The sequence below is a fragment of the Xanthomonas sp. NCPPB 3582 genome, from assembly GCF_041475735.2.
In the GTDB taxonomy this organism is placed as follows: domain Bacteria; phylum Pseudomonadota; class Gammaproteobacteria; order Xanthomonadales; family Xanthomonadaceae; genus Xanthomonas; species Xanthomonas codiaei.
In genome coordinates this window covers 3,898,517-3,922,177 of the sequence record NZ_CM192968.1, presented here as the reverse complement: position 1 = coordinate 3,922,177, position 23,661 = coordinate 3,898,517, and the positions used below count along the sequence as shown (strand labels likewise).

Below are 23,661 nucleotides of genomic sequence, written 5' to 3'. Positions count from 1 at the left end.
GGAAGAGCAAGGGCTTTGTGCTCCTCGCTTTTCCGGGTCCCCGGCCCCGGGTCCCCGGTCCCGAACAGATCTCTGCGCGTTCCATCTCAGATACGAATTCCTCCGACCCGGAGATATCAAATGAAAGACCTGCTCAACCTCTTCAATCAGCAGCGCCAGACGCTGGATTTCGATGCGATCAAGATCGCGCTGGCGTCGCCGGACCTGATCCGTTCGTGGTCTTACGGCGAAGTGAAGAAGCCCGAAACCATCAACTACCGGACCTTCAAGCCCGAGCGTGACGGCCTGTTCTGCGCCGCCATCTTCGGACCGATCAAGGATTACGAGTGCCTGTGCGGCAAGTACAAGCGCATGAAGCACCGTGGCGTGGTCTGCGAGAAGTGCGGCACCGAAGTGACCCTGGCCAAGGTGCGCCGTGAGCGCATGGGCCACATCGACCTGGCCTCGCCGGTCGCGCACATCTGGTTCCTCAAGTCGCTGCCCTCGCGCATCGGCCTGATGCTGGACATGACCCTGCGCGATATCGAGCGCGTGCTGTACTTCGAAGCCTATGTCGTCACCGAGCCGGGCCTGACCCCGCTCGAGCGCCGCCAGCTGCTGACCGAAGAGCAGTACCTGACCGCGCGCCAGGAGTACAACGACGACTTCGACGCCGCGATGGGCGCCGAGGCCGTGTACGAGCTGCTGCGCACGATCGACCTGCAGTCGGAAATGACCCGCCTGCGCGAGGAAATCGCCAGCACCGGTTCGGAAACCAAGCTCAAGCGCCTCACCAAGCGTATCAAGCTGATCGAAGCCTTCCTGGAATCGGGCAACCGTCCGGAATGGATGGTCATGACCGTGCTTCCCGTGTTGCCGCCGGACCTGCGTCCGCTGGTGCCGCTGGATGGCGGCCGCTTCGCGACCTCGGATCTGAACGATCTGTACCGCCGCGTGATCAACCGCAACAACCGCCTGCGTCGCCTGCTCGAGCTCAATGCGCCGGACATCATCGTGCGCAACGAAAAGCGCATGCTGCAGGAATCGGTCGATGCGCTGCTGGACAACGGCCGTCGCGGCCGTGCCATCACCGGCACCAACAAGCGTCCGCTGAAGTCGCTGGCCGACATGATCAAGGGCAAGCAGGGCCGGTTCCGTCAGAACCTGCTCGGCAAGCGCGTGGACTACTCCGGCCGTTCGGTCATTACCGTCGGTCCGTACCTCAAGCTGCACCAGTGCGGCCTGCCGAAGAAGATGGCGCTGGAGCTGTTCAAGCCGTTCGTGTTCGCCAAGCTGCAGCGTCGTGGCCTGGCCACCACCATCAAGGCCGCCAAGAAGCTCGTCGAGCGCGAAGAGGCCGAGGTGTGGGACATCCTCGAAGAAGTTATCCGCGAGCATCCGGTGTTGCTGAACCGCGCACCGACCCTGCACCGCCTGGGTATCCAGGCGTTCGAGCCGGTGTTGATCGAAGGCAAGGCCATCCAGCTGCATCCGCTGGTGTGTACCGCGTTCAACGCCGACTTCGACGGTGACCAGATGGCCGTCCACGTGCCGCTCTCGCTGGAAGCCCAGCTGGAAGCGCGTGCGCTGATGATGTCCACCAACAACATCCTGTCGCCGGCCAACGGCGAGCCGATCATCGTGCCGTCGCAGGACGTGGTGTTGGGCCTGTACTACATGAGCCGCGCCCTGGAGAACAAGAAGGGCGAGGGCATGGTGTTCGCCAACACCAGCGAAGTGAAGCGCGCCTACGACAACCGCGTGGTGGAACTGCACGCCAAGGTCAAGGTCCGCATCACCCAGGTGGACGTGGAAGCCGACGGCAAGCGCACCAGCGGCACCTCGATCGTGGACACCACGGTCGGCCGTGCGTTGCTGAGCGAGATCCTGCCCGAAGGCCTGCCGTTCCAGCTGGCCAATACCGAGATGACCAAGAAGAACATCTCGCGTCTGATCAACTCCAGCTACCGCCTGCTGGGCTTGAAGGACACCGTCGTGTTCGCCGACAAGCTGATGTACACCGGCTACGCCTACGCCACCCGCGCCGGCGTGTCGATCGGCATCGACGACATGCTGATCCCGGATGAGAAGAAGGGCATCCTCACCGAGGCCGAAGCCGAAGTGCTGGAAATCCAGGAGCAGTACCAGTCCGGTCTGGTCACCGCCGGCGAGCGCTACAACAAGGTCGTGGACATCTGGTCGCGTACCAACGAGCGCATCGCCAAGGCGATGATGGACACCATCGGTACCGAAAAGGTCGAAAACGCCAAGGGCGAAACCATCGACCAGAAGTCGATGAACTCGCTGTACATCATGGCCGACTCCGGTGCGCGTGGTAGCCAGGCGCAGATCCGTCAGCTGGCCGGTATGCGCGGCCTGATGGCGCGTCCGGACGGCTCGATCATCGAGACGCCCATCAAGGCGAACTTCCGCGAAGGCCTGAACGTGCAGGAGTACTTCAACTCCACCCACGGCGCGCGTAAGGGTCTGGCCGATACCGCGCTCAAGACCGCGAACTCGGGTTACCTGACCCGTCGTCTGGTCGACGTGGCGCAGGACGTGGTGATCACCGAAGTCGATTGCGGTACCACCGAAGGGTTGATCATGACCCCGATCGTGGAAGGCGGCGACGTGGTGGAGCCGTTGAAGGAGCGCGTGCTGGGCCGTGTCGTGGCCGAGGACGTCTACCTGCCCGGCAACGACGAAGAGCCCATCGTCACCCGCAACACGCTGCTCGACGAAGCCTGGGTCGCCAAGCTCGAAGACGCCAGCGTGCAGTCGGTGAAGGTGCGTTCGACCATCAGCTGCGAATCCTCGTTTGGCGTGTGCGCACGTTGCTACGGTCGCGATCTTGCACGCGGTCACCAGGTCAACATCGGCGAAGCGGTCGGCGTTATCGCCGCGCAGTCCATCGGTGAGCCGGGTACCCAGCTGACCATGCGTACGTTCCACATCGGTGGTGCGGCATCGCGTGCGGCGGCAGTGGACAACATCACGGTCAAGACCACCGGCTCGATCAAGTTCAACAACTTGAAGTCGGTCGAGCATGCCAACGGTTCGCTGGTCGCGGTATCGCGTTCGGGCGAGTTGTCGGTACTCGACGGCCATGGTCGCGAGCGCGAGCGTTACAAGCTGCCGTACGGCGCCACCATCACCGCCAAGGACGGTGATGCGGTCAAGGCCGGGCAGGGCGTGGCCAACTGGGATCCGCATAACCACCCGATCGTGTCGGAAGTGGCCGGTTTCATCCGCTTCATCGACTTCGTCGACGGCGTCACCGTCATCGAGAAGACCGACGAACTGACCGGCCTGGCATCGCGTGAGATCACCGATCCGAAGCGTCGCGGTGCACAGGCCAAGGAACTGCGGCCGATCGTGCGCATCGTCGATGGCAAGGGCAACGACCTGACCATCCCGGGCACCGATCTGCCGGCGCAGTACCTGCTGCCGCCGCGCTCCATCGTCAACCTGCAGGACGGCGCAGCCGTCGGCGTGGGCGACGTGGTGGCGAAGATTCCGCAGGAAGCGTCCAAGACCCGCGACATCACCGGTGGTCTGCCGCGCGTTGCCGACTTGTTCGAAGCGCGCAAGCCGAAGGATCCGGCGATCCTGGCCGAACGCTCGGGCATCATCAGCTTCGGCAAGGACACCAAGGGCAAGCAGCGCCTGATCATCAAGGACACCGATGGTTCGGAACACGAAGAGCTGATCCCGAAGTACCGCCAGATCATCGTGTTCGAAGGCGAGCACGTGACCAAGGGCGAGACCGTGGTGGACGGCGAGCCGAGCCCGCAGGACATCCTGCGCCTGCTGGGCGTCGAGCCGCTGGCGGCGTATCTGGTCAAGGAAATCCAGGACGTGTACCGCCTGCAGGGCGTGAAGATCAACGACAAGCACATCGAGGTGATCACGCGCCAGATGCTGCGCAAGGTCGAGATCGTCGACCAGGGCAACAGCAAGTTCCTCAACGGCGAGCAGGTCGAGCGCCAGCGCGTCATCGAGGAAAATGCCCGCCTGACCACGCGCAACGAGCTGCCGGCCAAGTACGACCCGGTGCTGCTGGGCATCACCAAGGCCTCGCTGGCCACCGAGTCGTTCATCTCGGCGGCCTCGTTCCAGGAGACCACCCGCGTGTTGACCGAGGCTGCCGTGCGCGGCACCCGCGACAACCTGCGTGGCCTGAAGGAAAACGTGATCGTGGGTCGCCTGATCCCGGCCGGTACCGGCCTGGCGTACCACGCCAGCCGTCGCAAGGCCTCGGGTCTGACCGACTCGGAAATGGAAACGCTGTCGGGCAAGCCGGCGGCAGCCGAACCGGTCGCAACTGTGGCCGACGCTGGCGCGGACGAGGAGTAAGCGCTCCGACGGCGGCCGAAAGGCCGTCGTAAGCCAGGCGAAAAGGAGGGCAGGACGCCCTCCGTTTTCCGGCCTTTGGATGGGCCAGCAGAGTTAGATTTCCGTGAAGTTGACGGAGTTTTGCCCTGCCAGCTATACTTCTCTGTCTCGGTGGGCCGTTTCGCGGCCTGCCTTCGTGTTCATGCAAGGCCGTTTCGGCCTCCAATCAGAAGAATCGACTGATGGCAACGATCAATCAGCTGGTCCGCAAGCCCCGGCAAGCGACCACCTACAAGAGTGCCTCCCCGGCACTGGACAAGTGTCCGCAGCGCCGTGGCGTCTGCACACGCGTCTATACCACTACCCCGAAGAAGCCGAACTCGGCCCTGCGTAAGGTCGCCAAGGTGCGCCTGACGAACCAGGAAGAGGTCATCAGCTACATCGGTGGTGAAGGCCACAACCTGCAGGAGCACTCCGTGGTCCTGATTCGTGGTGGTCGCGTCAAGGATCTTCCCGGTGTGCGTTACCACACCGTCCGTGGTTCGCTGGACGCCGCCGGCGTCGCAAAGCGCCGTCAAGGTCGTTCCAAGTACGGCGCCAAGCGCCCGAAGAGCTAAGGAAACACTCAAATGTCCCGTAAAGGTTCTACTCCGCAGCGCACCGTCCTGCCTGATCCAAAGCATGGCAGCGAAACCATTGCCCGCTTCATCAATATGGTGATGCAAAGTGGCAAGAAGTCGGTTGCTGAGAAAATTGTCTATGGCGCGATGGACGTCATTGGCGAAAAGAATCCGAATGCCGTCGAGCTGGTGCAGAAAGCACTGGACAACGTGGCCCCGGCTGTCGAAGTTAAATCGCGTCGCGTCGGTGGTGCTACCTATCAGGTGCCCGTCGAAGTGCGCTCCTCCCGTCGCATGGCGCTGGCAATGCGCTGGTTGATCGATTCCGCGCGCAAGCGTGGCGAGAACACCATGCCGCGTAAGCTGGCTGCAGAACTGCTGGACGCCTCGGAAAGCCGTGGCGGCGCGATCAAGAAGCGCGAAGAGACTCACCGTATGGCGGAAGCGAACAAGGCGTTCGCACACTACCGCTGGTGACCTCGGGGGCCTTGGTAACGGGGCCCTTCAGCACCATCTGAGTGCTGTTTGCGACGCCTTTGGTGTCGCATCCAATCCGAAGGCCGCCGAAAGGCGGCGTTCGGCCATCCGAAATCCAAGAAATTGAGAGGCTCCCCGTGGCCCGCACCACCCCTATCGAGCGTTACCGCAACTTCGGCATCATGGCCCACATCGATGCCGGCAAGACCACCACCTCCGAGCGCATCCTGTTCTACACCGGTGTGAGTCACAAGATCGGCGAAGTCCATGACGGCGCTGCAGTGATGGACTGGATGGAGCAGGAGCAGGAGCGTGGTATCACCATCACCTCCGCTGCCACCACCGCATTCTGGTCGGGCATGGACAAGTCCATGCCGCAGCACCGCTTCAACATCATCGACACCCCCGGGCACGTCGACTTCACCATCGAAGTGGAGCGCTCCTTGCGCGTGCTCGACGGTGCGGTGTTCGTGCTGTGCGCCGTCGGTGGCGTGCAGCCGCAGTCCGAGACCGTGTGGCGCCAGGCCAACAAGTATTCCGTGCCGCGCATGGCCTTCGTCAACAAGATGGACCGTACCGGTGCCAACTTCGACAAGGTCGTTGAGCAGCTGAAGGCCCGTCTGGGCGCCTATGCCGTGCCGATGCAGGTGCCGATCGGCGCCGAGGACGGCTTCGAAGGCGTGGTCGACCTGCTGAAGATGAAGGCGATCCATTGGGATACCGCCTCTCAGGGCACCACCTTCGAATACCGCGACATTCCGGCCGATCTGGTCGATATCGCGACCGAAGCGCGTTCGTTCATGGTGGAAGCGGCTGCCGAAGCCAGCGAAGACCTGATGGACAAGTATCTCAACGAGGGCGACCTCACCGAGGAAGAAGTCCTGGCGGGCCTGCGCGAGCGCACCCTGAAGGTCGAGATCGTTCCGGTGTTCTGTGGTTCGGCGTTCAAGAACAAGGGCGTGCAGGCCATGCTCGACGGTGTCGTGCACCTGCTGCCGTCGCCGGCCGACCGTCCGCCGGTCCAGGGTATCGATGAAGACGAAAAGGACGATTCGCGTCCTGCGACCGACACCGCCCCGTTCTCGGCGCTGGCGTTCAAGATCATGACCGACCCGTTCGTGGGTTCGCTGACCTTCTTCCGCGTCTACTCGGGCACCCTGAATTCTGGCGACCAGGTCTACAACCCGGTCAAGTCGAAGAAGGAGCGCGTGGGTCGCATCCTGCAGATGCACTCCAACAACCGCGAAGAGATCAAGGAAGTGCGCGCGGGCGATATCGCCGCGGCGGTGGGTCTGAAGGACGTCACCACCGGCGACACGCTGTGCGCGCAGGACAAGATCATCACCCTGGAGCGCATGGTGTTCCCGGAGCCGGTGATCTCGATGGCGGTGGAGCCGAAGACCAAGTCGGACCAGGAAAAGATGGGTATGGCCCTGGGCCGTCTGGCGCAGGAAGACCCGTCGTTCCGCGTCAAGACCGACGAAGAATCCGGCCAGACCATCATCTCCGGCATGGGCGAGCTGCACCTGGACATCATCGTCGACCGCATGCGTCGCGAGTTCAATGTCGAGGCCAACGTCGGCAAGCCGCAGGTGGCCTACCGCGAAACGATCCGCAAGTCCGACGTCAAGTCCGACTACAAGCACGCCAAGCAGTCCGGTGGTAAGGGTCAGTACGGTCACGTGGTGATCGAGCTGTCGCCGATGACCGAGGAAGATCGCAAGAGCGACAACGTCAAGGACGATTTCCTCTTCATCAACGACATCACCGGCGGCATCATCCCGAAGGAATTCATTCCGTCGGTCGAGAAGGGCCTGCGCGAAACGATCACCAGTGGTCCGATCGCCGGCTTCCCGGTGGTGGGCGTGAAGGTCAAGCTGGTGTTCGGCTCGTACCACGACGTCGACTCCTCGGAAATGGCGTTCAAGCTGGCCGCGTCGATGGCGTTCAAGCAGGGTTTTGCGAAAGCCAGCCCGGTGTTGCTGGAGCCGATCATGAAGGTCGAAATCGTCAGCCCGGAGGATTACCTGGGCGACGTGATGGGCGACGTGAGCCGTCGTCGTGGCGTGTTGCAGGGTCAGGACGACAGCCCGTCGGGCAAGATCATCAACGCGATGATTCCGCTGGGCGAGATGTTCGGCTATGCGACCTCGCTGCGTTCGATGAGCCAGGGTCGCGCCACGTTCTCGATGGAATTCGACCATTACGAAGAGGCACCGGCCAACATCGCCGACGCCGTCACCAAGAAGGGCTGAGTTCGCTCAGCCGCTTCAAAAATTTTCCAATTAGAGGTAGCAAGTCATGGCAAAAGCTAAATTCGAGCGCAACAAGCCGCACGTGAACGTCGGCACCATCGGTCACGTCGACCATGGCAAGACCACGTTGACCGCCGCGCTGACCAAGATCGGTGCAGAGCGTTTCGGTGGCGAGTTCAAGGCGTACGACGCGATCGACGCAGCGCCGGAAGAGAAGGCGCGCGGCATCACTATTTCGACCGCGCACGTGGAATACGAGTCCCCGACCCGCCACTACGCGCACGTCGACTGCCCCGGCCACGCCGACTACGTCAAGAACATGATCACCGGTGCGGCCCAGATGGACGGCGCGATCCTGGTGTGCTCGGCCGCTGACGGCCCGATGCCGCAGACCCGCGAGCACATCCTGCTCTCGCGTCAGGTCGGCGTGCCGCACATCGTGGTGTTCCTGAACAAGGCCGACATGGTTGACGACGCCGAGCTGCTCGAGCTGGTCGAAATGGAAGTGCGCGAGCTGCTGAGCAAGTACGACTTCCCGGGCGACGATACCCCGATCATCCACGGTTCGGCCCGTCTGGCGCTGGACGGCGATCAGAGCGAGATCGGCGTGCCGGCCATCCTGAAGCTGGTCGATGCCCTGGATAGCTTCATTCCGGAGCCGACCCGCGACGTGGATCGTCCGTTCCTGATGCCGGTCGAAGACGTGTTCTCGATCTCCGGCCGCGGCACCGTGGTGACCGGTCGTATCGAGCGCGGCATCATCAAGGTGGGCGACGAAATCGAAATCGTCGGTATCCGCGATACGCAGAAGACCACCGTCACCGGCGTGGAAATGTTCCGCAAGCTGCTGGACCAGGGTCAGGCAGGCGACAACGCCGGTCTGCTGCTGCGCGGCACCAAGCGTGACGACGTCGAGCGCGGCCAGGTGCTGTGCAAGCCGGGTTCGATCAAGCCGCACACCGAGTTCGAAGCCGAAGTCTACGTGCTGTCCAAGGATGAGGGTGGCCGTCATACCCCGTTCTTCAAGGGCTACCGTCCGCAGTTCTACTTCCGTACCACCGACATCACTGGCGCCTGCCAGCTGCCGGAAGGCGTGGAAATGGTGATGCCGGGCGACAACGTGAAGATGGTCGTGACCCTGATCAACCCGGTCGCGATGGACGAAGGCCTGCGTTTCGCCATCCGCGAAGGCGGCCGCACGGTCGGCGCCGGCGTGGTTGCCAAGATCGTCAAGTAAGACATCTGCAATTCGACGGCTTCGGCAGTCGATGCAGCGAAGGGGGTCAGCGCAAGCTGGCCCCTTTTTGTTGCGTGGAAAGTCGGGCGGGCGGGCGGTCGCAAGCTGCTGAAAGGGTGCTTGCGCGGCGAAATCACGCTCGCTATAATGCGCGGCTCGGTGTCCCTGGGTAGGGCGCTGAGTTACAGCGAAAAGAACGGCAGGATGCCGCTCGTGTTCGCCAGACCGGGAAGGTCGCGTTGCATGGAGCACTCAACAACTCACGCGTTGTTGACCGTGCTCTTGTTGCGCACTATACTTTTCCGTCTGGGCAGGCCGGTTTACCGGGCTGCCTCAGTTTTTGGGCGGAGGAATGCCCTCGCCGGCAGGATGCGCGGCGCTCATCTACGCAGGAACATCGGGGCAGGTATCCCAGAGGCCTTGCCCGTCGCTCTTTTAACGAAGGAAGCTTCCGTCATGTCGGAACAAAAGATCCGGATTCGGTTGAAGGCGTTCGATCATCGTTTGATCGACCGTTCGGCCAGCGAGATCGTCGAAACGGCCAAGCGGACCGGCGCGCAAGTGCGTGGCCCGATCCCGCTGCCGACCAAGATCGAACGTTACACCATCCTCGTATCCCCGCATGCCGACAAGGATGCGCGTGACCAATACGAAACCCGCACGCACAAGCGCGTGCTTGATATCGTCGACCCCAACGACAAGACCGTGGACGCGCTGATGAAGCTCGAACTCGCGGCTGGCGTCGACGTACAGATCAAGTTGACCTGAGGACTACGACCATGACGAAGAAATATTCGTTGGGCTTCGTGGGCCGCAAGGCTGGCATGAGCCGCGTCTTCACTGAAGACGGCCGCTCGGTGCCGGTTACGCTGATCGAAGCAACTCCGAACCGCATCGCGCAGATCAAGACCGTCGAAACCGACGGCTACAGCGCCGTGCAGATTACCGTTGGCGCCCGTCGTGCCGCGCTGGTCAACAAGCCGGCTGCAGGCCACTTCGCCAAGGCGAAGGTGGAAGCGGGTCGCGGCCTGTGGGAATTCCGCGTTGAAGACGCCCAGCTCGGCGATTTCGCCGTCGGTGGTGAAATCAAGGCGGACATCTTCGAGGTCGGCCAGAAGGTCGACGTCCAGGGCGTCACCAAGGGTAAGGGTTTCCAGGGCACCATCAAGCGCTACAACTTCCGTATGGGCGACGCAACCCACGGTAACTCGCTGTCGCATCGCGCGCCGGGTTCGCTGGGTCAGCGCCAGACGCCGGGTCGCGTTTTCCCGGGCAAGAAGATGTCGGGCCACATGGGCGCCGTGCAGCAAAGCACGCAGAACCTGGAAGTGGTCAAGGTCGACGTCGAGCGTGGTCTGATTGCTATCCGCGGCGCCGTGCCTGGCGCAGCTGGTGGCGACGTGATCGTCCGTCCGGCGAGCAAGGCATAAGGAGAGATGACGATGGAACTCGTTATCACGGGTAGCAACAACAAGGTCTCGGTCTCCGATGCCGTGTTCGGTCGCGAATTCAGCGAAGATCTGGTCCACCAGGTCGTCGTCGCTTATCGCAATGCCGGCCGCGCTGGTACCAAGGCACAGAAGACGCGTTCGGAAGTTGCGGGCACGACCAAGAAGTCGAAGAAGCAGAAGGGCGGCGGTGCGCGTCATGGCGCGCTGACGGCTCCGATCTTCGTCGGCGGCGGCGTGACCTTCGCGGCCAAGCCGCGCAGCTTCGAGCAGAAGGTCAACCGCAAGATGTACCGCGCGGCCATCTGCGCGATCTTCTCCGAGTTGAACCGTCAGGGTCGTCTGATGATCGTCGACGCGTTCGACCTCGAAGCGACCAAGACCAAGGGTCTGATCGAGAAGCTGAAGGGACTGGACGTGGGCAAGCGCCCGCTGATCGTCACCGAAGAAGCCTCCGAGCACCTGTATCTGTCCGCCCGCAATCTGCCGTATGTGCAGGTGCGTGACGTGCAGGGTCTGGATCCGGTCGCTCTGGTCGGGGCCGATACGGTCGTGATCACCGCCGATGCGGTCAAGAAGGTCGAGGAGTGGCTGGCATGAGCAGCAACGAAAAAATCTTCAGCGTGCTGCGTGCTCCGCGAGTCTCCGAAAAGACCGCGCGCCTGCAGGAAATCTCCAACCAGTATGTCTTCGAAGTTTCGAACGAAGCCACCAAGGCCGATGTAAAGGCCGCGGTCGAGCAGCTGTTCGACGTCAAGGTCAAGGCAGTCAACGTGGTCAACGTCAAGGGCAAGAGCAAGTCCTTCCGTAACCGTGCTGGCAGCCGTGGCAATTGGCGCAAGGCGTACGTCCGCCTGGTCGATGGTCAGTCCATCGACGTAACGGCCAAGGCCTGAGGTCCATCCCATGCCATTGATGAAGTTCAAACCCACCTCTCCCGGCCGTCGTTCCGCCGTGCGCGTGGTTACTCCCGATCTGCACAAGGGCGCACCGCACGCGGCGTTGCTCGACTCGCAGAGCAAGTCCGGTGGTCGTAACCACCATGGCCGCATCACCGTGCGTCACGTCGGTGGTGGCCACAAGCAGCACTACCGCATTATCGACTTCAAGCGCAACAAGGAAGGCATTCCGGCGCGTGTGGAGCGGATCGAATACGATCCCAACCGTACCGCCCATATCGCCCTGCTGTGCTACGTCGATGGCGAGCGCCGCTACATCATCGCCCCCAAGGGCCTGAAAGCTGGCGATCAGGTCATTGCCGGTGCCAACGCGCCGATCAAGACCGGTAACACGCTGCCGCTGCGTAACATCCCGGTCGGTACGACGGTCCACGGTATCGAGCTGAAGCCGGGTAAGGGCGCTCAGATCGCACGCGCTGCCGGTGCAGCCGTCCAGCTGGTCGCTCGCGAAGGCATCTATGCCACGCTGCGTCTGCGCTCGGGCGAAATGCGCAAGGTGCCGGTCGAGTGCCGCGCCACCATCGGCGAAGTCGGCAACGACGAGCACAACCTCGAGAAGTTGGGCAAGGCCGGCGCCAAGCGTTGGCGCGGTGTTCGCCCGACCGTTCGCGGTGCGGCCATGAACCCGGTCGATCACCCGCACGGTGGTGGTGAAGCGAAGGCTGGCCAGGGTAATCCGCATCCGGTCACCCCGTGGGGTGTTCCGACCAAGGGTTACAAGACGCGCAAGAACAAGCGCACCCAGCAGTTCATCGTCCGCGATCGTAGGGGCTAATCGACCATGGCACGTTCACTCAAGAAGGGCCCGTTCGTCGATCACCACCTTGCAAAGAAGGTGGAGTCCGCTGCGGGTAGCAAGAAGCCGATCAAGACCTGGTCGCGCCGTTCGATGATCCTGCCGGAAATGGTAGGCATCACCATCGCCGTGCATAACGGCAAGAACCACATTCCGGTGCTCGTCAACGAGAATATGGTCGGCCACAAGCTCGGCGAATTTGCCGTCACCCGGACCTTCAAGGGTCACGGTGGCGACAAGAAGTCGGGCAGGTAAGGAGAGATGACGATGGAAGCGAAAGCAATCCTGCGCACCGCGCGCATCTCCCCGCAGAAGGCCCGCCTGGTCGCTGACCAGGTGCGTGGTTTGTCCGCCGAACGTGCGGTCAATCTGCTGAAGTTCTCGGACAAGAAGGCTGCACACCTGATCAAGAAGGTGGTGGAGTCGGCGATCGCCAATGCCGAGAACAATCAGGGCGCGGATGTCGACGAGCTGAAGGTCAAGACCATCATGGTTGATGAAGGTCCCTCCCTGAAGCGTTTCATGGCGCGGGCGAAAGGCCGCGGTACCCGCATCCTCAAGCGCACCAGCCACATCACTGTGGTTGTGGGCGCCGCCAAGTAAGCGGAAAGGAAAAGACCATGGGTCATAAAGTTCATCCGACTGGAATTCGCCTGGGCATCGCCAAGGACTGGAATTCCAAGTGGTACGCAAACAAGGCCGAGTTCGCCGGTTATCTGGCTGCCGACCTGAAAGTGCGTGAAATGCTGCGCAAGAAGCTCGCGCAGGCAGGGATCAGCAAGATCTTGATCGAGCGCCCTGCCAAAACCGCCCGCGTGACCATTCACACAGCCCGTCCGGGCGTGGTGATCGGCAAGCGTGGCGAGGACATTGAAAAGCTGCGTAAGGAAGTGAGCGAGCTGATGGGCGTTCCGGCGCACATCAACGTCACCGAGGTGCGCAAGCCGGAGCTGGACGCGCAGCTGGTCGCCGAGTCGATCGCGCAGCAGCTGGAGCGTCGCATCATGTTCCGCCGCGCAATGAAGCGCTCGGTCGGCAACGCGATGCGTCTGGGTGCCCTGGGCATCAAGGTCAACGTCGCTGGCCGCCTCAACGGTGCAGAAATCGCCCGTTCGGAGTGGTACCGCGAAGGCCGCGTGCCGCTGCACACGCTACGTGCCGACATTGATTACGGTTTTGCCGAAGCGTCCACGACGTACGGCATCATCGGCATCAAGGTCTGGATCTATAAGGGCGAAGTCTTCGACTTCTCTCAGGTTGGCCAGGAAAAGCAGGACGACAGCCCGCGCAACGATCGTAACGATCGCGGCGACCGTGGTGACCGCCCGTCGCGCCCGGCCCGTGAAGCGAGGTAACGGCAATGTTGCAACCCAAGCGAACCAAATATCGCAAGATGCACAAGGGCCGTAACGACGGCCTGGCATGGAGCGGAAACGCCGTCAGCTTCGGCGAATACGGCCTCAAGGCCACGGCGCACGGTCAGCTGACCGCGCGCCAGATTGAAGCAGCACGCCGCACGATCAGCCGCCACGTCAAGAAGGGCGGCAAGATGTGGATCCGTGTGTTCCCCGACAAGCCGATCACCAAGAAGCCGATCGAAGTCCGCATGGGCTCCGGTAAGGGCAACGTGGAGTACTGGGTCGCGCAGATTCAGCCGGGCCGCATGATCTATGAAATCGAGGGGATCCCCGAAGAGACCGCACGCGAGGCGTTCCGCCTGGCCGCCGCCAAGCTCTCGGTGACCACCACTTTCGTGACCCGGACGGTGCGCTGATGGATATCAAACAACTCCGCGAAAAGTCGGCTGACGAACTGAAGGCCCACCTGACCGATCTGCGTAAGGAGCAGTTCTCGCTCCGCATGCAGCAGGTCACCGGCCAGCTGCCGAAGACCCACGAAACCCGCCGGGTGCGCCGCGAGATCGCTCGCGTCAAGCACCTGCTCGGCAGCACCAAGTAAGGACGGCCGCGATGAGCGACAACAACGAAAAGCAAACGCTGCGCACGGTCGAAGGCCGTGTCGTCAGCAACAAGATGGACAAGACGGTCACCGTGTTGGTGGAGCGCCAGGTCAAGCATGCTCTGTACGGCAAGTACATCAAGCGCTCGACCAAGCTGCACGCACACGACGCCGACAATGCCTGCAACGAAGGCGATGTCGTGCGCGTGACCGAGATTGCTCCGATGTCCAAGACCAAGAACTGGCGGGTGGTCGAAATCGTCACCCGTTCGGCCGAATAAGGGAGATCTGAATCATGATCCAGATGCAGAGCTACCTCGATGTCGCCGACAATTCCGGTGCCAAGGAAGTGATGTGCATCAAGGTGCTGGGCGGCTCAAAGCGCCGTTACGCACATATTGGCGACATCATCAAGGTGACCGTCAAGGACGCCATTCCGCGTGGCAAGGTCAAGAAGGGCGAAGTCTACGACGCCGTCGTGGTGCGTACCCGCAAGGGTGTGCGCCGTCCGGACGGTTCGCTGATCCGCTTCGATGGCAATGCCGCTGTGCTGTTGAACAACAAGCAGGAGCCGATCGGGACCCGCATCTTCGGGCCTGTGACGCGCGAGCTGCGTTCCGAGAAGTTCATGAAGATCGTCTCGCTCGCTCCCGAAGTGCTGTGAGCGGAGGACATACACATGGCTAACCGTATCAAGAAGGGCGACCAGGTCGTCATCAACACCGGCAAGGACAAGGGTAAGCAAGGTGAAGTGGTGCGTGTGGATGGCGATCGCGTGATCGTCTCCAACGCCAACGTCATCAAGCGCCACACCAAGCCGAACCCGCAGGCGGGTGTCGCCGGCGGCGTGGTCGAGCGTGAAGCGTCGATCCATATCTCCAACGTCAATATCGTCAACCCGGCAACGGGCAAGGGCGAGCGCGTTGGCTTCAAGGTGCTGGAGGATGGACGCAAATTGCGTGTGTTCCGCTCCAGCGGTGAGGCGCTCGACGCCTGAGGAATGAGATCATGAACACTCGTCTCGAAAAGTTTTACAAGGAAAACGTGGTGCCGGCCCTGATGAAGGAATTCGGCTACACCAATCCGATGGAAGTGCCGAAGCTGGTCAAGGTTACGCTGAACATGGGCGTGGGCGAGGCCGCTACCAACAAGAAGATTCTGGAAAATGCGGTCGCCGACATGTCCAAGATCTCAGGTCAGAAGCCGGTGGTCACCAAGTCGCGCGTTTCGGTCGCATCGTTCAAGATTCGTGATGGTTGGCCGATCGGCTGCAAGACCACCTTGCGTCGCGCCAAGATGTACGAGTTCCTGGATCGCCTGATCAACATCTCACTGCCGCGCGTGCGCGACTTCCGTGGTGTGTCCGGTCGCTCCTTCGACGGTCGTGGCAACTTCAACATGGGTGTGAAGGAACAGATCATCTTCCCGGAAATCGACTTCGACGCCGTCGACGCGATCCGCGGTATGGATATCGCCATCACCACCACCGCCAAGACGGATGCGGAAGCGAAGGCGCTGCTGGCAGCGTTCAAGTTCCCGTTCCGTAACTGACCATAGAGGACATCCGAAATGGCAAAGACCTCCATGATCCACCGCGACATCAAGCGTGCAAAGCTGGCAAAGAAGTTCGCCGGCAAGCGTGATGCGCTGAAGAAGATCCTCTCCAGTCAGGATGCGTCCTACGAAGAGAAGATCGACGCGTCGACCAAGTTGCAGAAGCTGCCGCGCGATTCGTCGCCTAGCCGCCACCGCAATCGGTGTGAGCTGTCCGGTCGTCCGCGCGGTGTCTACCGCAAGTTCGGTCTGGGTCGCAACATGCTGCGCAAGGCCACGATGAACGGCGACGTTCCGGGGCTGCGCAAGGCAAGCTGGTAACAGCGCGCCGGCCGCTCGCGGCCGGTCTGGACAGGTTTGTTCTGTTCACCAAAGGAGTCCGACGCAAGTCGGGCTCTTTTGTCGTATACTTCCGCTTCTGTCTTGCCCGTTCGGGCCAGGCGTTGCGTCAAGGGTCCTGGCCCGTCCCCAGGAAAACACGAGATTTTCGCGAAAGCGGATATCGGTGCACTCAAAGGTACTCATATGAGCATGACTGATCCCATCGCCGACCTGCTGGTTCGCATCAAGAATGCGGCAGCGGTTGGTAAGCAGACGGTGAAATTGCCGTCGTCCAAGATCAAGGTTGCGATCGCCCAGGTCCTGAAGGACGAGGGTTACATCACCGACCTGCGCGTTACGGCCACCGAAAACAACAAGTCGGAGCTGGAAATCGTGCTGAAGTATTTCGAAGGCCGTCCGGTCATCGAGACCCTGAAGCGTTTCTCGCGCTCGGGTCTGCGCCAGTACCGCGGCAAGACCGAGCTGCCCAAGGTCCTGGGTGGCCTGGGTATCGCCATCATCTCCACGTCGAAGGGCATCATGACCGATGCGCAGGCTCGCGAAGCCGGCGTTGGTGGTGAAGTCCTGTGCTTCGTGGCCTAAGGGAAGGAATCGAACATGTCCCGTGTAGCCAAGAAGCCCGTGTCCCTCCCGAAGGGTGTTGAAGTGAAGGTCCAGCCCGACCTGGTCAGCGTCAAGGGCCCGAAGGGCACGTTGACCCTGCCGAAGCCGGTTGGCGTCGAGATCGCCGTCGACGGCGACGTTGCGACCCTGTCGGCCAATGATCCTTCGCAGATCGCCATCACCGGCACCGTGCGCGCCATCCTGGCCAATATGGTCAAGGGCGTGTCCGAAGGCTTCGAGCGCAAGCTCGAGCTGGTCGGCGTCGGTTACCGTGCTGCCATGCAGGGCAAGGACCTGAGCCTGGCGCTCGGTTTCTCGCACCCGCTGGTGTTCGTGGCGCCGGAAGGCATCACGCTGTCGACCCCGAGCCAGACCGAAATCGTGGTCCAGGGCGCCGACAAGCAGCGCGTTGGCGAAGTTGCCGCCAAGATCCGCGGTTTCCGTCCGCCGGAGCCCTACAAGGGCAAGGGTGTGAAGTACGCCGGTGAAGTCATCATTCGCAAGGAAGCCAAGAAGGCGTAAGGCAGGTCCCTCTGCGAGGAGCCCGGCCATCCATGGCCGGACTTTTCAATGTACAAGCCTGTTTTCCTTCAGCTTCCGTAGGATAAATATCATGAGCATCAACAAGAACATCGCCCGCCTGCGTCGCGCCAAGTCGACCCGTGCACACATTCGCGAGCTGGGCGTCGCGCGTCTGTCGGTGCTGCGCACCGGTCAGCACCTGTACGCGCAGGTCTTCACTGCCGACGGCTCCAAGGTGATCGCTGCGGCGAACACCCTGCAGGCCGACGTGAAGGAAGGCCTGAAGAACGGCAAGAACAGCGACGCCGCCACCAAGGTCGGCAAGCTGATCGCCGAGCGCGCCAAGGCGGCGGGCATCGAGAAGGTCGCCTTCGACCGCTCGGGCTACCGCTACCATGGCCGCATCAAGGCGCTGGCCGATGCAGCTCGCGAAGGCGGCCTGCAGTTCTAAGTACTGCTGCAGGGGTGGCCTCAGGCCGCCCCTGCGTTCCGCCGGCAGGTAAGTGCCGGGCCGACCCGTTCTTTTGCAGCGGTATTCGGCAACACCGCGTCACTCCACAACCATAAGCGGCTTCGAGCCGTACATACTCAATCAATCAAGGAATCAAGATGGCAGAAGAACGTGCACCGCGGGGTCGTGATCGCGACCGTAACCGCGAAGAGAAAGTCGACGATGGCATGATCGAGAAGCTGGTCGCGGTCAACCGCGTCAGCAAGACGGTCAAGGGCGGTCGCCAGTTCACCTTCACCGCGCTGACCGTGGTCGGCGATGGTCTGGGCAAGGTCGGTTTCGGCTATGGCAAGGCGCGCGAAGTGCCGGTCGCCATCCAGAAGTCGATGGAGCAGGCGCGCAAGAACCTGGCCACTGTCGACCTGAACAACGGCACCTTGTGGCATGCGGTCAAGTCCGGCCATGGCGCCGCACGCGTGTACATGCAGCCGGCTTCCGAAGGTACCGGCGTCATCGCCGGCGGTGCGATGCGCGCCGTGCTCGAAGCGGTTGGCGTGAAGAACGTGCTGGCCAAGGCTGTTGGTTCGCGTAATCCGATCAACCTGGTCCGCGCAACCCTGAAGGGTCTGTCGGAAGTGCAGTCGCCGGCCCGTGTTGCGGCCAAGCGCGGCAAGAAGGTGGAGGAGCTCAACCATGGCTAAGGACACCAACAAGACCGTGAAGGTGCGCCTGGTGCGTGGCCTGCGTGGAACCCAGTCGCGTCACCGCCTGTCGGTGCGTGCGTTGGGCCTGAATAAGCTCAACGATGTGCGTGAACTGAAGGACAGCCCGCAGGTGCGTGGCCTGATCAACACGGTTCACTACCTCGTCAAGGTTGAGGAGTAATCCAATGACTCTGCGTCTTAATGACCTCAAGCCCGCCGATGGCGCGCGTACCGAACGCACCCGCGTCGGCCGTGGTATTGGTTCGGGTCTCGGCAAGACCGCTGGTCGCGGTCACAAGGGTTCGTTCGCCCGCAAGGGTGGCGGCAAGATCAAGGCCGGCTTCGAAGGCGGCCAGACCCCGATGCAGCGCCGTCTGCCGAAGATCGGTTTCCGCTCCAAGATGGCGCGCGATACCGCTGAAGTGCTGTCCTACCAGCTGGACAAGCTGGATGCCGGTGACATCGATTTCGCAGCGCTGCGTGCGGCCAATCTGGTCCCGAGCCGCGCCAAGAAGGCGAAGATCGTGCTGAAGGGCGAGCTGAGCAAAAAGTTCGTGCTGAAGGGCGTTGCGGCAACCGCAGGCGCCAAGGCAGCAATCGAAGCTGCCGGCGGCAGCGTAGAGGAGTAATCGGCAGATGGCGCAGGCTGGCATTGGTAACCTCGGTGGCGGGCTCGGCAAGTTCACGGAACTTCGCCAGCGGCTACTGTTCGTCCTCGGGGCATTGATCGTCTATCGCATCGGCTGCTACGTGCCGGTGCCGGGCGTCAATCCCGATGCCATGCTTTCGTTGATGCAGGCGCAGGGCGGCGGCATCGTGGACATGTTCAACATGTTCTCGGGCGGCGCCCTGCACCGTTTCAGTATTTTTGCGTTGAACGTGATGCCGTACATCTCGGCATCGATCGTGATCCAGCTGGCCACGCATATCTTTCCCGCCCTCAAGGCGATGCAGAAGGAAGGCGAGTCGGGCCGGCGCAAGATCACCCAGTATTCGCGCATCGGTGCGGTGTTGCTGGCGGTGGTGCAGGGCGGCAGTATCGCGCTGGCACTGCAGAACCAGACCGCCCCGGGCGGCGCTCCGGTGGTGTATGCACCGGGCATGGGCTTCGTGCTGACCGCGGTGATCGCCCTGACGGCGGGCACCATCTTCCTGATGTGGGTCGGCGAGCAGGTCACCGAGCGCGGCATTGGCAACGGCGTGTCGCTGATCATCTTCGCCGGTATTGTGGCAGGCCTTCCGTCGGCAGCGATCCAGACCGTTGAAGCGTTCCGCGAAGGCAACCTGAGCTTCATTTCGTTGCTGCTGATCGTCATCACCATTCTGGCTTTCACCCTGTTCGTGGTGTTCGTCGAGCGTGGGCAGCGACGCATCACGGTCAACTACGCGCGCCGCCAGGGCGGTCGCAATGCGTATATGAACCAGACCTCGTTCCTGCCGCTCAAGCTCAACATGGCTGGCGTGATTCCGCCGATCTTCGCATCAAGCATCCTGGCATTTCCGGCGACGTTGTCGATGTGGTCGGGCCAGGCGGCATCGGGTGGGGTGGGATCGTGGCTGCAGAAGATCGCCAACGCGCTTGGGCCGGGCGAGCCGGTGCACATGCTGGTCTTTGCTGCGCTGATCATCGGTTTTGCGTTCTTCTACACCGCGCTGGTGTTCAACTCGCAGGAAACCGCCGACAACCTCAAGAAGTCGGGCGCGCTGATTCCAGGGATCCGTCCGGGCAAGGCGACCGCCGACTACGTGGATGGCGTGCTGACCCGCCTGACTGCGGCCGGTTCGCTGTACCTGGTCATCGTCTGCCTGCTGCCGGAAATCATGCGCACCCAGCTCGGTACCTCGTTCCATTTCGGCGGCACCTCGCTGTTGATCGCAGTCGTGGTGGTGATGGACTTCATTGCGCAGATCCAGGCGCATCTGATGTCCCACCAGTATGAGAGTTTGCTGAAGAAGGCCAACCTGAAGGGCGGCTCGCGCGGCGGTCTTGCGCGCGGTTAAGTGGTACACTAGATCTTCATTGCGTGAAGACGGCCTGGTTCCCGGGCCACGGTCTTCCGATCAGAAGGGCGGCTCGCGCGACGTCTCGCGCGCGGGTGTGACGGGGTGGTCTTGTGCGGGAGTAGCACAGGCGATTCGGAGAGGTTTTCTGGATCAACACCGTCCGGCGCCGGAGCGAGGGCACACTCCCCACGCCGGGTCCATGGAACCTCTGGTTCCACGGGCTTCAAAGCAATCCGAGGCCTTGCTACAATTCCGAGTTCACTTTTGATCCATCCTGCCGGATGGCGCCTGTGCGCCGTCGGGCCATCACTCAGTTGGAGAATCGCGTCATGGCGCGTATTGCAGGCGTCAACCTGCCAGCCCAGAAGCATGTCTGGGTCGGGTTGCAAAGCATTTACGGCATCGGCCGTACCCGTTCGAAGAAGCTCTGCGAAGCCGCAGGTGTGACCTCGACCACGAAGATCCGTGATCTGTCCGAACCCGAAATCGAGCGCCTGCGCGCCGAAGTGGGCAAGTATGTCGTCGAAGGCGACCTGCGCCGCGAAATCGGTATCGCGATCAAGCGACTGATGGACCTGGGCTGCTATCGCGGTCTGCGTCATCGCCGTGGTCTCCCGCTGCGTGGTCAGCGCACCCGTACCAACGCCCGCACCCGCAAGGGTCCGCGCAAGGCGATCAGGAAGTAAGGGATAGATCATGGCCAAGCCAGCAGAAAAGAAAACGAAGAAGAAGATCAAGCGCGTCATCACTGACGGCGTTGCTCACGTCCACGCTTCGTTCAACAACACCATCGTCACCATCACCGATCGCCAGGGCAATGCGCTGTCGTGGGCTACCTCCGGCGGCGCCGGTTTCCGTGGTTCGCGCAAGTCGACCCCGTTCGCTGCCCAGGTTGCCGCCGAAAAGGCTGGCCGCGCTGCGCTCGACTACGGCGTGAAGTCGCTGGAAGTACGTATCAAGGGTCCGGGTCCGGGCCGTGAGTCGGCCGTGCGTTCGTTGAACAACGTGGGCTACAAGATCACCAACATCATCGACGTGACGCCAATCCCGCACAACGGGTGCCGTCCGCCGAAGAAGCGTCGCGTCTAAAGGGAGCGATAAGAAATGGCTCGTTATATCGGTCCTACCTGTAAGCTCGCCCGCCGCGAAGGCGCCGACCTTTCCCTCAAGAGCCCGGCTCGTGCGCTGGACTCCAAGTGCAAGCTTGAGCAAAAGCCCGGCCAGCACGGCGCGGCTCGCAAGGGCAAGCTCTCCGACTACGCCACCCAGCTGCGCGAGAAGCAGAAGGTCAAGCGTATCTACGGTCTGCTGGAACGTCAGTTCCGCAACTACTACAAGAAGGCCTCGACCAAGAAGGGCAACACCGGCGAGAACCTGCTGCAGTTGCTGGAAACCCGTCTGGACAACGTCTGCTATCGCATGGGCTTTGCCGTCACCCGTCCGGCCGCGCGCCAGCTGGTGTCGCACCGTGGCGTGCTGGTCAATGGCAAGTCGGTGAATCTGGCCTCGTACCAGATCAAGGCTGGCGATGCGATCACGCTGTCGGAAAAGGCACAGAAGCAGCTCCGCGTCCAGGAAGCCCTGACCGTGGCTGAGCAGCACGACATGACGCCGTCGTGGGTTGAAGTCGATTCGAAGAAGTTCAGCGGCGTGTTCAAGGCCGTTCCGGATCGCGCTGACCTGCCTTCGGATATCAACGAAGCGCTGATCGTCGAGTTGTATTCGAAGTAATTCACATTGGAGAACCTCCGGCACTGCCGGAGGTTCGCAGGAGACCCCGCAACATGACGGTTACCGCCAACCAGGTTCTGCGCCCTCGTGGTCCGCAGATCGAACGTCTTACCGACAACCGTGCCAAGGTCGTGATCGAACCCTTGGAGCGCGGTTACGGGCACACGCTGGGCAATGCCCTGCGTCGTGTGCTGTTGTCGTCGATCCCCGGTTTTGCGATCACCGAGGTCGAGATCGACGGCGTGCTGCACGAGTACACCACGGTCGAGGGTTTGCAGGAAGACGTGCTGGACGTCCTGCTCAACCTGAAAGACGTGGCCATTCGCATGCACAGTGGCGACAGCGCGACGCTGTCGTTGTCCAAGCAGGGTCCGGGCACGGTCACTGCGGCCGACATCAGGACCGATCACAACGTTGAGATCATCAACGGCGACCACGTGATCTGCCACCTGACCAAGGACACCGCGCTGAACATGCGCCTGAAGATCGAGCGTGGCTTCGGCTATCAGCCGGCTGCTGCGCGTCGTCGTCCGGACGAGGAGACCCGTACCATCGGTCGTCTGATGCTGGATGCGTCGTTCTCGCCGGTGCGTCGCGTCGCCTACGCCGTGGAAGCTGCGCGCGTCGAACAGCGTACCGACCTCGACAAGCTGGTCATCGATATCGAAACCAACGGCACGATCGATGCCGAGGAAGCCGTGCGCACCGCCGCCGACATCCTCAGCGATCAGCTGTCGGTGTTCGGCGATTTCACCCACCGCGATCGCGGTGCGGCCAAGCCGGCTGCCAGCGGCGTGGATCCGGTGCTGCTGCGCCCGATCGACGACCTCGAGCTGACCGTGCGCTCGGCCAACTGCCTGAAGGCCGAAAGCATCTACTACATCGGCGATCTGATCCAGAAGACCGAAGTGGAGCTGCTCAAGACCCCGAACCTGGGCAAGAAGTCGCTCACCGAAATCAAGGAAGTGCTGGCACAGCGCGGCCTTGCACTGGGCATGAAGCTAGAGAACTGGCCGCCGGCCGGTGTCGCCCAGCACGGCATGCTTGGTTGATGCGTCACTGCATGGGCGTCTTCGGGCGCCCATGCCGTTTTCCCTCATCGACGGGCCGAAGCCCGCGGTGACACCGGTCGAGGGACGGCCGGTTCGGACCAACCGCAGTCCATTCAGCAGCGCCAGGATGGCGACAACGTCTCTCAAGCAGTCTCAACATTCCTTAGGAAATCACACTCATGCGTCACCAGAAATCCGGTCGTAAGTTCAACCGCACCAGCGCGCACCGCGAAGCCATGTTCCGCAATATGGCCGCTTCGCTGTTCAAGCACGAGCTGATCAAGACCACCTTGCCGAAGGCCAAGGAACTGCGTCGCGTCGCCGAGCCGCTGATCACCATCGGCAAGGTCGATGGCGTTGCCAATCGTCGTCTGGCGTTCGCCCGCCTGCGCGACAAGGAAGCGGTGGGCAAGCTGTTCGTCGAACTGGGCCCGCGTTACGCGACCCGTCCCGGCGGCTACCTGCGCATCCTGAAGGCCGGTTTCCGTGCCGGCGACAATGCGCCGATGGCGTATGTGGAGCTGGTCGACCGTCCGGTCGTGGCTGAGGAAGTGGCCGAGTAATCGGATCGCTCCATCAAGATTCCCGAAAAGCCCGGCATTGCCGGGCTTTTTGTTACGCGCGGCACCGAGT

The 23,661-nt window shown here is 62.1% G+C and carries 32 protein-coding genes; all 32 read left to right on the top strand.

Features of this window, described 5'->3' with window-relative positions; translation table 11 throughout:
* Positions 1 to 120 precede the first annotated feature (120 nt).
* The 32 genes from rpoC (at position 121) to rplQ (ending at position 23,591) form a co-directional block, all read left to right on the top strand.
* Positions 121 to 4,335, top strand: coding sequence for a DNA-directed RNA polymerase subunit beta' (gene rpoC / locus ACCQ05_RS16625; protein ID WP_104544222.1), 4,215 nt, complete (start codon positions 121 to 123; stop codon positions 4,333 to 4,335).
* A 221-nt stretch (positions 4,336 to 4,556) separates the two neighbouring features.
* Positions 4,557 to 4,931, top strand: coding sequence for a 30S ribosomal protein S12 (gene rpsL / locus ACCQ05_RS16620; protein ID WP_003469157.1), 375 nt, complete (start codon positions 4,557 to 4,559; stop codon positions 4,929 to 4,931).
* Positions 4,932 to 4,943: 12 nt separating this feature from the next.
* Entirely contained in the window at positions 4,944 to 5,411 is a 468-nt protein-coding gene (rpsG, locus tag ACCQ05_RS16615; RefSeq protein ID WP_005993356.1) for a 30S ribosomal protein S7, read from the top strand.
* Between the two features lie 137 nt (positions 5,412 to 5,548).
* On the top strand, positions 5,549 to 7,666 hold the full coding sequence (gene fusA, locus ACCQ05_RS16610) for an elongation factor G (RefSeq protein ID WP_104544220.1): 2,118 nt from the start codon (positions 5,549 to 5,551) through the stop codon (positions 7,664 to 7,666).
* A gap of 46 nt (positions 7,667 to 7,712) precedes the next feature.
* Positions 7,713 to 8,903, top strand: a complete 1,191-nt coding sequence (gene tuf, locus ACCQ05_RS16605; RefSeq protein ID WP_372360458.1) for an elongation factor Tu — start codon at positions 7,713 to 7,715, stop codon at positions 8,901 to 8,903.
* Positions 8,904 to 9,359: 456 nt separating this feature from the next.
* A complete protein-coding gene (gene rpsJ / locus ACCQ05_RS16600) occupies positions 9,360 to 9,671 on the top strand; it encodes a 30S ribosomal protein S10 (RefSeq protein WP_003486723.1) in 312 nt (103 codons plus the stop codon).
* A gap of 11 nt (positions 9,672 to 9,682) precedes the next feature.
* Positions 9,683 to 10,333 carry a 50S ribosomal protein L3 gene (rplC, locus tag ACCQ05_RS16595; protein WP_005993363.1) on the top strand — a complete coding sequence of 217 codons (651 nt, stop codon included), beginning with the start codon at positions 9,683 to 9,685 and terminating at the stop codon, positions 10,331 to 10,333.
* Between the two features lie 12 nt (positions 10,334 to 10,345).
* Positions 10,346 to 10,951, top strand: a complete 606-nt coding sequence (gene rplD, locus ACCQ05_RS16590) for a 50S ribosomal protein L4 (RefSeq protein ID WP_010371054.1) — start codon at positions 10,346 to 10,348, stop codon at positions 10,949 to 10,951.
* Positions 10,948 to 11,247 carry a 50S ribosomal protein L23 gene (gene rplW, locus ACCQ05_RS16585; protein WP_002811694.1) on the top strand — a complete coding sequence of 100 codons (300 nt, stop codon included), beginning with the start codon at positions 10,948 to 10,950 and terminating at the stop codon, positions 11,245 to 11,247. Before rplD ends, rplW begins: the two co-directional genes overlap by 4 nt.
* A gap of 10 nt (positions 11,248 to 11,257) precedes the next feature.
* Positions 11,258 to 12,085: a 50S ribosomal protein L2 gene (gene rplB / locus ACCQ05_RS16580; RefSeq protein ID WP_003486715.1), complete on the top strand. Its 828-nt coding sequence runs from the start codon at positions 11,258 to 11,260 to the stop codon at positions 12,083 to 12,085.
* 6 nt (positions 12,086 to 12,091) lie between these two features.
* Positions 12,092 to 12,361, top strand: coding sequence for a 30S ribosomal protein S19 (rpsS, locus tag ACCQ05_RS16575; RefSeq protein ID WP_005917128.1), 270 nt, complete (start codon positions 12,092 to 12,094; stop codon positions 12,359 to 12,361).
* A gap of 12 nt (positions 12,362 to 12,373) precedes the next feature.
* On the top strand, positions 12,374 to 12,709 hold the full coding sequence (gene rplV, locus ACCQ05_RS16570; protein ID WP_003486710.1) for a 50S ribosomal protein L22: 336 nt from the start codon (positions 12,374 to 12,376) through the stop codon (positions 12,707 to 12,709).
* A 17-nt stretch (positions 12,710 to 12,726) separates the two neighbouring features.
* The gene (gene rpsC, locus ACCQ05_RS16565) at positions 12,727 to 13,461 is read left to right on the top strand and encodes a 30S ribosomal protein S3 (RefSeq protein WP_033898118.1); all 735 of its coding nucleotides are present in this window, start codon (positions 12,727 to 12,729) and stop codon (positions 13,459 to 13,461) included.
* Between the two features lie 5 nt (positions 13,462 to 13,466).
* Complete coding sequence (rplP, locus tag ACCQ05_RS16560; protein WP_003486706.1) at positions 13,467 to 13,880, top strand: 50S ribosomal protein L16; 414 nt, start codon at positions 13,467 to 13,469, stop codon at positions 13,878 to 13,880.
* The gene (rpmC, locus tag ACCQ05_RS16555) at positions 13,880 to 14,065 is read left to right on the top strand and encodes a 50S ribosomal protein L29 (protein WP_003486703.1); all 186 of its coding nucleotides are present in this window, start codon (positions 13,880 to 13,882) and stop codon (positions 14,063 to 14,065) included. The genes rplP and rpmC overlap by 1 nt, the downstream gene beginning before the upstream one ends.
* An 11-nt stretch (positions 14,066 to 14,076) precedes the next feature.
* Complete coding sequence (gene rpsQ, locus ACCQ05_RS16550) at positions 14,077 to 14,346, top strand: 30S ribosomal protein S17 (protein WP_003486701.1); 270 nt, start codon at positions 14,077 to 14,079, stop codon at positions 14,344 to 14,346.
* 14 nt (positions 14,347 to 14,360) lie between these two features.
* Entirely contained in the window at positions 14,361 to 14,729 is a 369-nt protein-coding gene (gene rplN / locus ACCQ05_RS16545) for a 50S ribosomal protein L14 (RefSeq protein ID WP_003486699.1), read from the top strand.
* 15 nt (positions 14,730 to 14,744) lie between these two features.
* Positions 14,745 to 15,062: a 50S ribosomal protein L24 gene (rplX, locus tag ACCQ05_RS16540; protein WP_003486696.1), complete on the top strand. Its 318-nt coding sequence runs from the start codon at positions 14,745 to 14,747 to the stop codon at positions 15,060 to 15,062.
* A gap of 11 nt (positions 15,063 to 15,073) precedes the next feature.
* Positions 15,074 to 15,616 (top strand): 50S ribosomal protein L5, encoded by a 543-nt coding sequence (gene rplE / locus ACCQ05_RS16535; protein WP_010371090.1) that lies wholly within the window; start codon positions 15,074 to 15,076, stop codon positions 15,614 to 15,616.
* Between the two features lie 18 nt (positions 15,617 to 15,634).
* Positions 15,635 to 15,940, top strand: a complete 306-nt coding sequence (gene rpsN / locus ACCQ05_RS16530; RefSeq protein ID WP_005917137.1) for a 30S ribosomal protein S14 — start codon at positions 15,635 to 15,637, stop codon at positions 15,938 to 15,940.
* A 204-nt stretch (positions 15,941 to 16,144) separates the two neighbouring features.
* Positions 16,145 to 16,543, top strand: a complete 399-nt coding sequence (rpsH, locus tag ACCQ05_RS16525) for a 30S ribosomal protein S8 (RefSeq protein WP_010371096.1) — start codon at positions 16,145 to 16,147, stop codon at positions 16,541 to 16,543.
* 15 nt (positions 16,544 to 16,558) lie between these two features.
* Positions 16,559 to 17,086, top strand: coding sequence for a 50S ribosomal protein L6 (gene rplF / locus ACCQ05_RS16520; protein WP_104539839.1), 528 nt, complete (start codon positions 16,559 to 16,561; stop codon positions 17,084 to 17,086).
* Positions 17,087 to 17,177: 91 nt separating this feature from the next.
* Positions 17,178 to 17,537, top strand: a complete 360-nt coding sequence (gene rplR, locus ACCQ05_RS16515) for a 50S ribosomal protein L18 (RefSeq protein ID WP_104539838.1) — start codon at positions 17,178 to 17,180, stop codon at positions 17,535 to 17,537.
* Positions 17,538 to 17,695: 158 nt separating this feature from the next.
* Complete coding sequence (gene rpsE / locus ACCQ05_RS16510; RefSeq protein WP_003486682.1) at positions 17,696 to 18,238, top strand: 30S ribosomal protein S5; 543 nt, start codon at positions 17,696 to 17,698, stop codon at positions 18,236 to 18,238.
* Entirely contained in the window at positions 18,231 to 18,422 is a 192-nt protein-coding gene (rpmD, locus tag ACCQ05_RS16505) for a 50S ribosomal protein L30 (protein WP_003486678.1), read from the top strand. The genes rpsE and rpmD overlap by 8 nt, the downstream gene beginning before the upstream one ends.
* 4 nt (positions 18,423 to 18,426) lie before the next feature.
* The gene (gene rplO, locus ACCQ05_RS16500; protein ID WP_372391581.1) at positions 18,427 to 18,870 is read left to right on the top strand and encodes a 50S ribosomal protein L15; all 444 of its coding nucleotides are present in this window, start codon (positions 18,427 to 18,429) and stop codon (positions 18,868 to 18,870) included.
* 7 nt (positions 18,871 to 18,877) lie between these two features.
* The gene (secY, locus tag ACCQ05_RS16495) at positions 18,878 to 20,242 is read left to right on the top strand and encodes a preprotein translocase subunit SecY (RefSeq protein WP_008571664.1); all 1,365 of its coding nucleotides are present in this window, start codon (positions 18,878 to 18,880) and stop codon (positions 20,240 to 20,242) included.
* Positions 20,243 to 20,574: 332 nt separating this feature from the next.
* On the top strand, positions 20,575 to 20,931 hold the full coding sequence (gene rpsM / locus ACCQ05_RS16490; protein ID WP_104539893.1) for a 30S ribosomal protein S13: 357 nt from the start codon (positions 20,575 to 20,577) through the stop codon (positions 20,929 to 20,931).
* Positions 20,932 to 20,941: 10 nt separating this feature from the next.
* Complete coding sequence (rpsK, locus tag ACCQ05_RS16485) at positions 20,942 to 21,334, top strand: 30S ribosomal protein S11 (RefSeq protein WP_003486671.1); 393 nt, start codon at positions 20,942 to 20,944, stop codon at positions 21,332 to 21,334.
* A gap of 15 nt (positions 21,335 to 21,349) precedes the next feature.
* Complete coding sequence (gene rpsD, locus ACCQ05_RS16480; protein ID WP_002811641.1) at positions 21,350 to 21,976, top strand: 30S ribosomal protein S4; 627 nt, start codon at positions 21,350 to 21,352, stop codon at positions 21,974 to 21,976.
* Between the two features lie 53 nt (positions 21,977 to 22,029).
* Positions 22,030 to 23,028: a DNA-directed RNA polymerase subunit alpha gene (locus ACCQ05_RS16475; protein ID WP_002811635.1), complete on the top strand. Its 999-nt coding sequence runs from the start codon at positions 22,030 to 22,032 to the stop codon at positions 23,026 to 23,028.
* A gap of 179 nt (positions 23,029 to 23,207) precedes the next feature.
* The gene (gene rplQ / locus ACCQ05_RS16470) at positions 23,208 to 23,591 is read left to right on the top strand and encodes a 50S ribosomal protein L17 (protein WP_003486665.1); all 384 of its coding nucleotides are present in this window, start codon (positions 23,208 to 23,210) and stop codon (positions 23,589 to 23,591) included.
* The last annotated feature ends 70 nt before the right edge of the window (positions 23,592 to 23,661 follow it).

What these genes read in the sequence shown, in the direction of transcription:
- rplN (WP_003486699.1), top strand. Translation starts at nt 14,361, where the DNA reads ATGATCCAGATGCAGAGCTACCTCGATGTCGCCGACAATTCCGGTGCC.
- rpoC (WP_104544222.1), top strand. Translation starts at nt 121, where the DNA reads ATGAAAGACCTGCTCAACCTCTTCAATCAGCAGCGCCAGACGCTGGAT.
- rplC (WP_005993363.1), top strand. Translation starts at nt 9,683, where the DNA reads ATGACGAAGAAATATTCGTTGGGCTTCGTGGGCCGCAAGGCTGGCATG.
- rpmC (WP_003486703.1), top strand. Translation starts at nt 13,880, where the DNA reads ATGGATATCAAACAACTCCGCGAAAAGTCGGCTGACGAACTGAAGGCC.
- rpmD (WP_003486678.1), top strand. Translation starts at nt 18,231, where the DNA reads ATGGCTAAGGACACCAACAAGACCGTGAAGGTGCGCCTGGTGCGTGGC.
- rpsC (WP_033898118.1), top strand. Translation starts at nt 12,727, where the DNA reads ATGGGTCATAAAGTTCATCCGACTGGAATTCGCCTGGGCATCGCCAAG.
- rpsG (WP_005993356.1), top strand. Translation starts at nt 4,944, where the DNA reads ATGTCCCGTAAAGGTTCTACTCCGCAGCGCACCGTCCTGCCTGATCCA.
- rpsM (WP_104539893.1), top strand. Translation starts at nt 20,575, where the DNA reads ATGGCGCGTATTGCAGGCGTCAACCTGCCAGCCCAGAAGCATGTCTGG.
- ACCQ05_RS16475 (WP_002811635.1), top strand. Translation starts at nt 22,030, where the DNA reads ATGACGGTTACCGCCAACCAGGTTCTGCGCCCTCGTGGTCCGCAGATC.
- secY (WP_008571664.1), top strand. Translation starts at nt 18,878, where the DNA reads ATGGCGCAGGCTGGCATTGGTAACCTCGGTGGCGGGCTCGGCAAGTTC.
- rpsQ (WP_003486701.1), top strand. Translation starts at nt 14,077, where the DNA reads ATGAGCGACAACAACGAAAAGCAAACGCTGCGCACGGTCGAAGGCCGT.
- rplB (WP_003486715.1), top strand. Translation starts at nt 11,258, where the DNA reads ATGCCATTGATGAAGTTCAAACCCACCTCTCCCGGCCGTCGTTCCGCC.
- rpsK (WP_003486671.1), top strand. Translation starts at nt 20,942, where the DNA reads ATGGCCAAGCCAGCAGAAAAGAAAACGAAGAAGAAGATCAAGCGCGTC.
- rpsL (WP_003469157.1), top strand. Translation starts at nt 4,557, where the DNA reads ATGGCAACGATCAATCAGCTGGTCCGCAAGCCCCGGCAAGCGACCACC.
- tuf (WP_372360458.1), top strand. Translation starts at nt 7,713, where the DNA reads ATGGCAAAAGCTAAATTCGAGCGCAACAAGCCGCACGTGAACGTCGGC.
- rpsJ (WP_003486723.1), top strand. Translation starts at nt 9,360, where the DNA reads ATGTCGGAACAAAAGATCCGGATTCGGTTGAAGGCGTTCGATCATCGT.
- rpsH (WP_010371096.1), top strand. Translation starts at nt 16,145, where the DNA reads ATGAGCATGACTGATCCCATCGCCGACCTGCTGGTTCGCATCAAGAAT.
- rplQ (WP_003486665.1), top strand. Translation starts at nt 23,208, where the DNA reads ATGCGTCACCAGAAATCCGGTCGTAAGTTCAACCGCACCAGCGCGCAC.
- rplP (WP_003486706.1), top strand. Translation starts at nt 13,467, where the DNA reads ATGTTGCAACCCAAGCGAACCAAATATCGCAAGATGCACAAGGGCCGT.
- rpsE (WP_003486682.1), top strand. Translation starts at nt 17,696, where the DNA reads ATGGCAGAAGAACGTGCACCGCGGGGTCGTGATCGCGACCGTAACCGC.
- rpsS (WP_005917128.1), top strand. Translation starts at nt 12,092, where the DNA reads ATGGCACGTTCACTCAAGAAGGGCCCGTTCGTCGATCACCACCTTGCA.
- rplO (WP_372391581.1), top strand. Translation starts at nt 18,427, where the DNA reads ATGACTCTGCGTCTTAATGACCTCAAGCCCGCCGATGGCGCGCGTACC.
- rpsN (WP_005917137.1), top strand. Translation starts at nt 15,635, where the DNA reads ATGGCAAAGACCTCCATGATCCACCGCGACATCAAGCGTGCAAAGCTG.
- rplX (WP_003486696.1), top strand. Translation starts at nt 14,745, where the DNA reads ATGGCTAACCGTATCAAGAAGGGCGACCAGGTCGTCATCAACACCGGC.
- rplW (WP_002811694.1), top strand. Translation starts at nt 10,948, where the DNA reads ATGAGCAGCAACGAAAAAATCTTCAGCGTGCTGCGTGCTCCGCGAGTC.
- rplE (WP_010371090.1), top strand. Translation starts at nt 15,074, where the DNA reads ATGAACACTCGTCTCGAAAAGTTTTACAAGGAAAACGTGGTGCCGGCC.
- rplF (WP_104539839.1), top strand. Translation starts at nt 16,559, where the DNA reads ATGTCCCGTGTAGCCAAGAAGCCCGTGTCCCTCCCGAAGGGTGTTGAA.
- rplD (WP_010371054.1), top strand. Translation starts at nt 10,346, where the DNA reads ATGGAACTCGTTATCACGGGTAGCAACAACAAGGTCTCGGTCTCCGAT.
- rpsD (WP_002811641.1), top strand. Translation starts at nt 21,350, where the DNA reads ATGGCTCGTTATATCGGTCCTACCTGTAAGCTCGCCCGCCGCGAAGGC.
- rplR (WP_104539838.1), top strand. Translation starts at nt 17,178, where the DNA reads ATGAGCATCAACAAGAACATCGCCCGCCTGCGTCGCGCCAAGTCGACC.
- rplV (WP_003486710.1), top strand. Translation starts at nt 12,374, where the DNA reads ATGGAAGCGAAAGCAATCCTGCGCACCGCGCGCATCTCCCCGCAGAAG.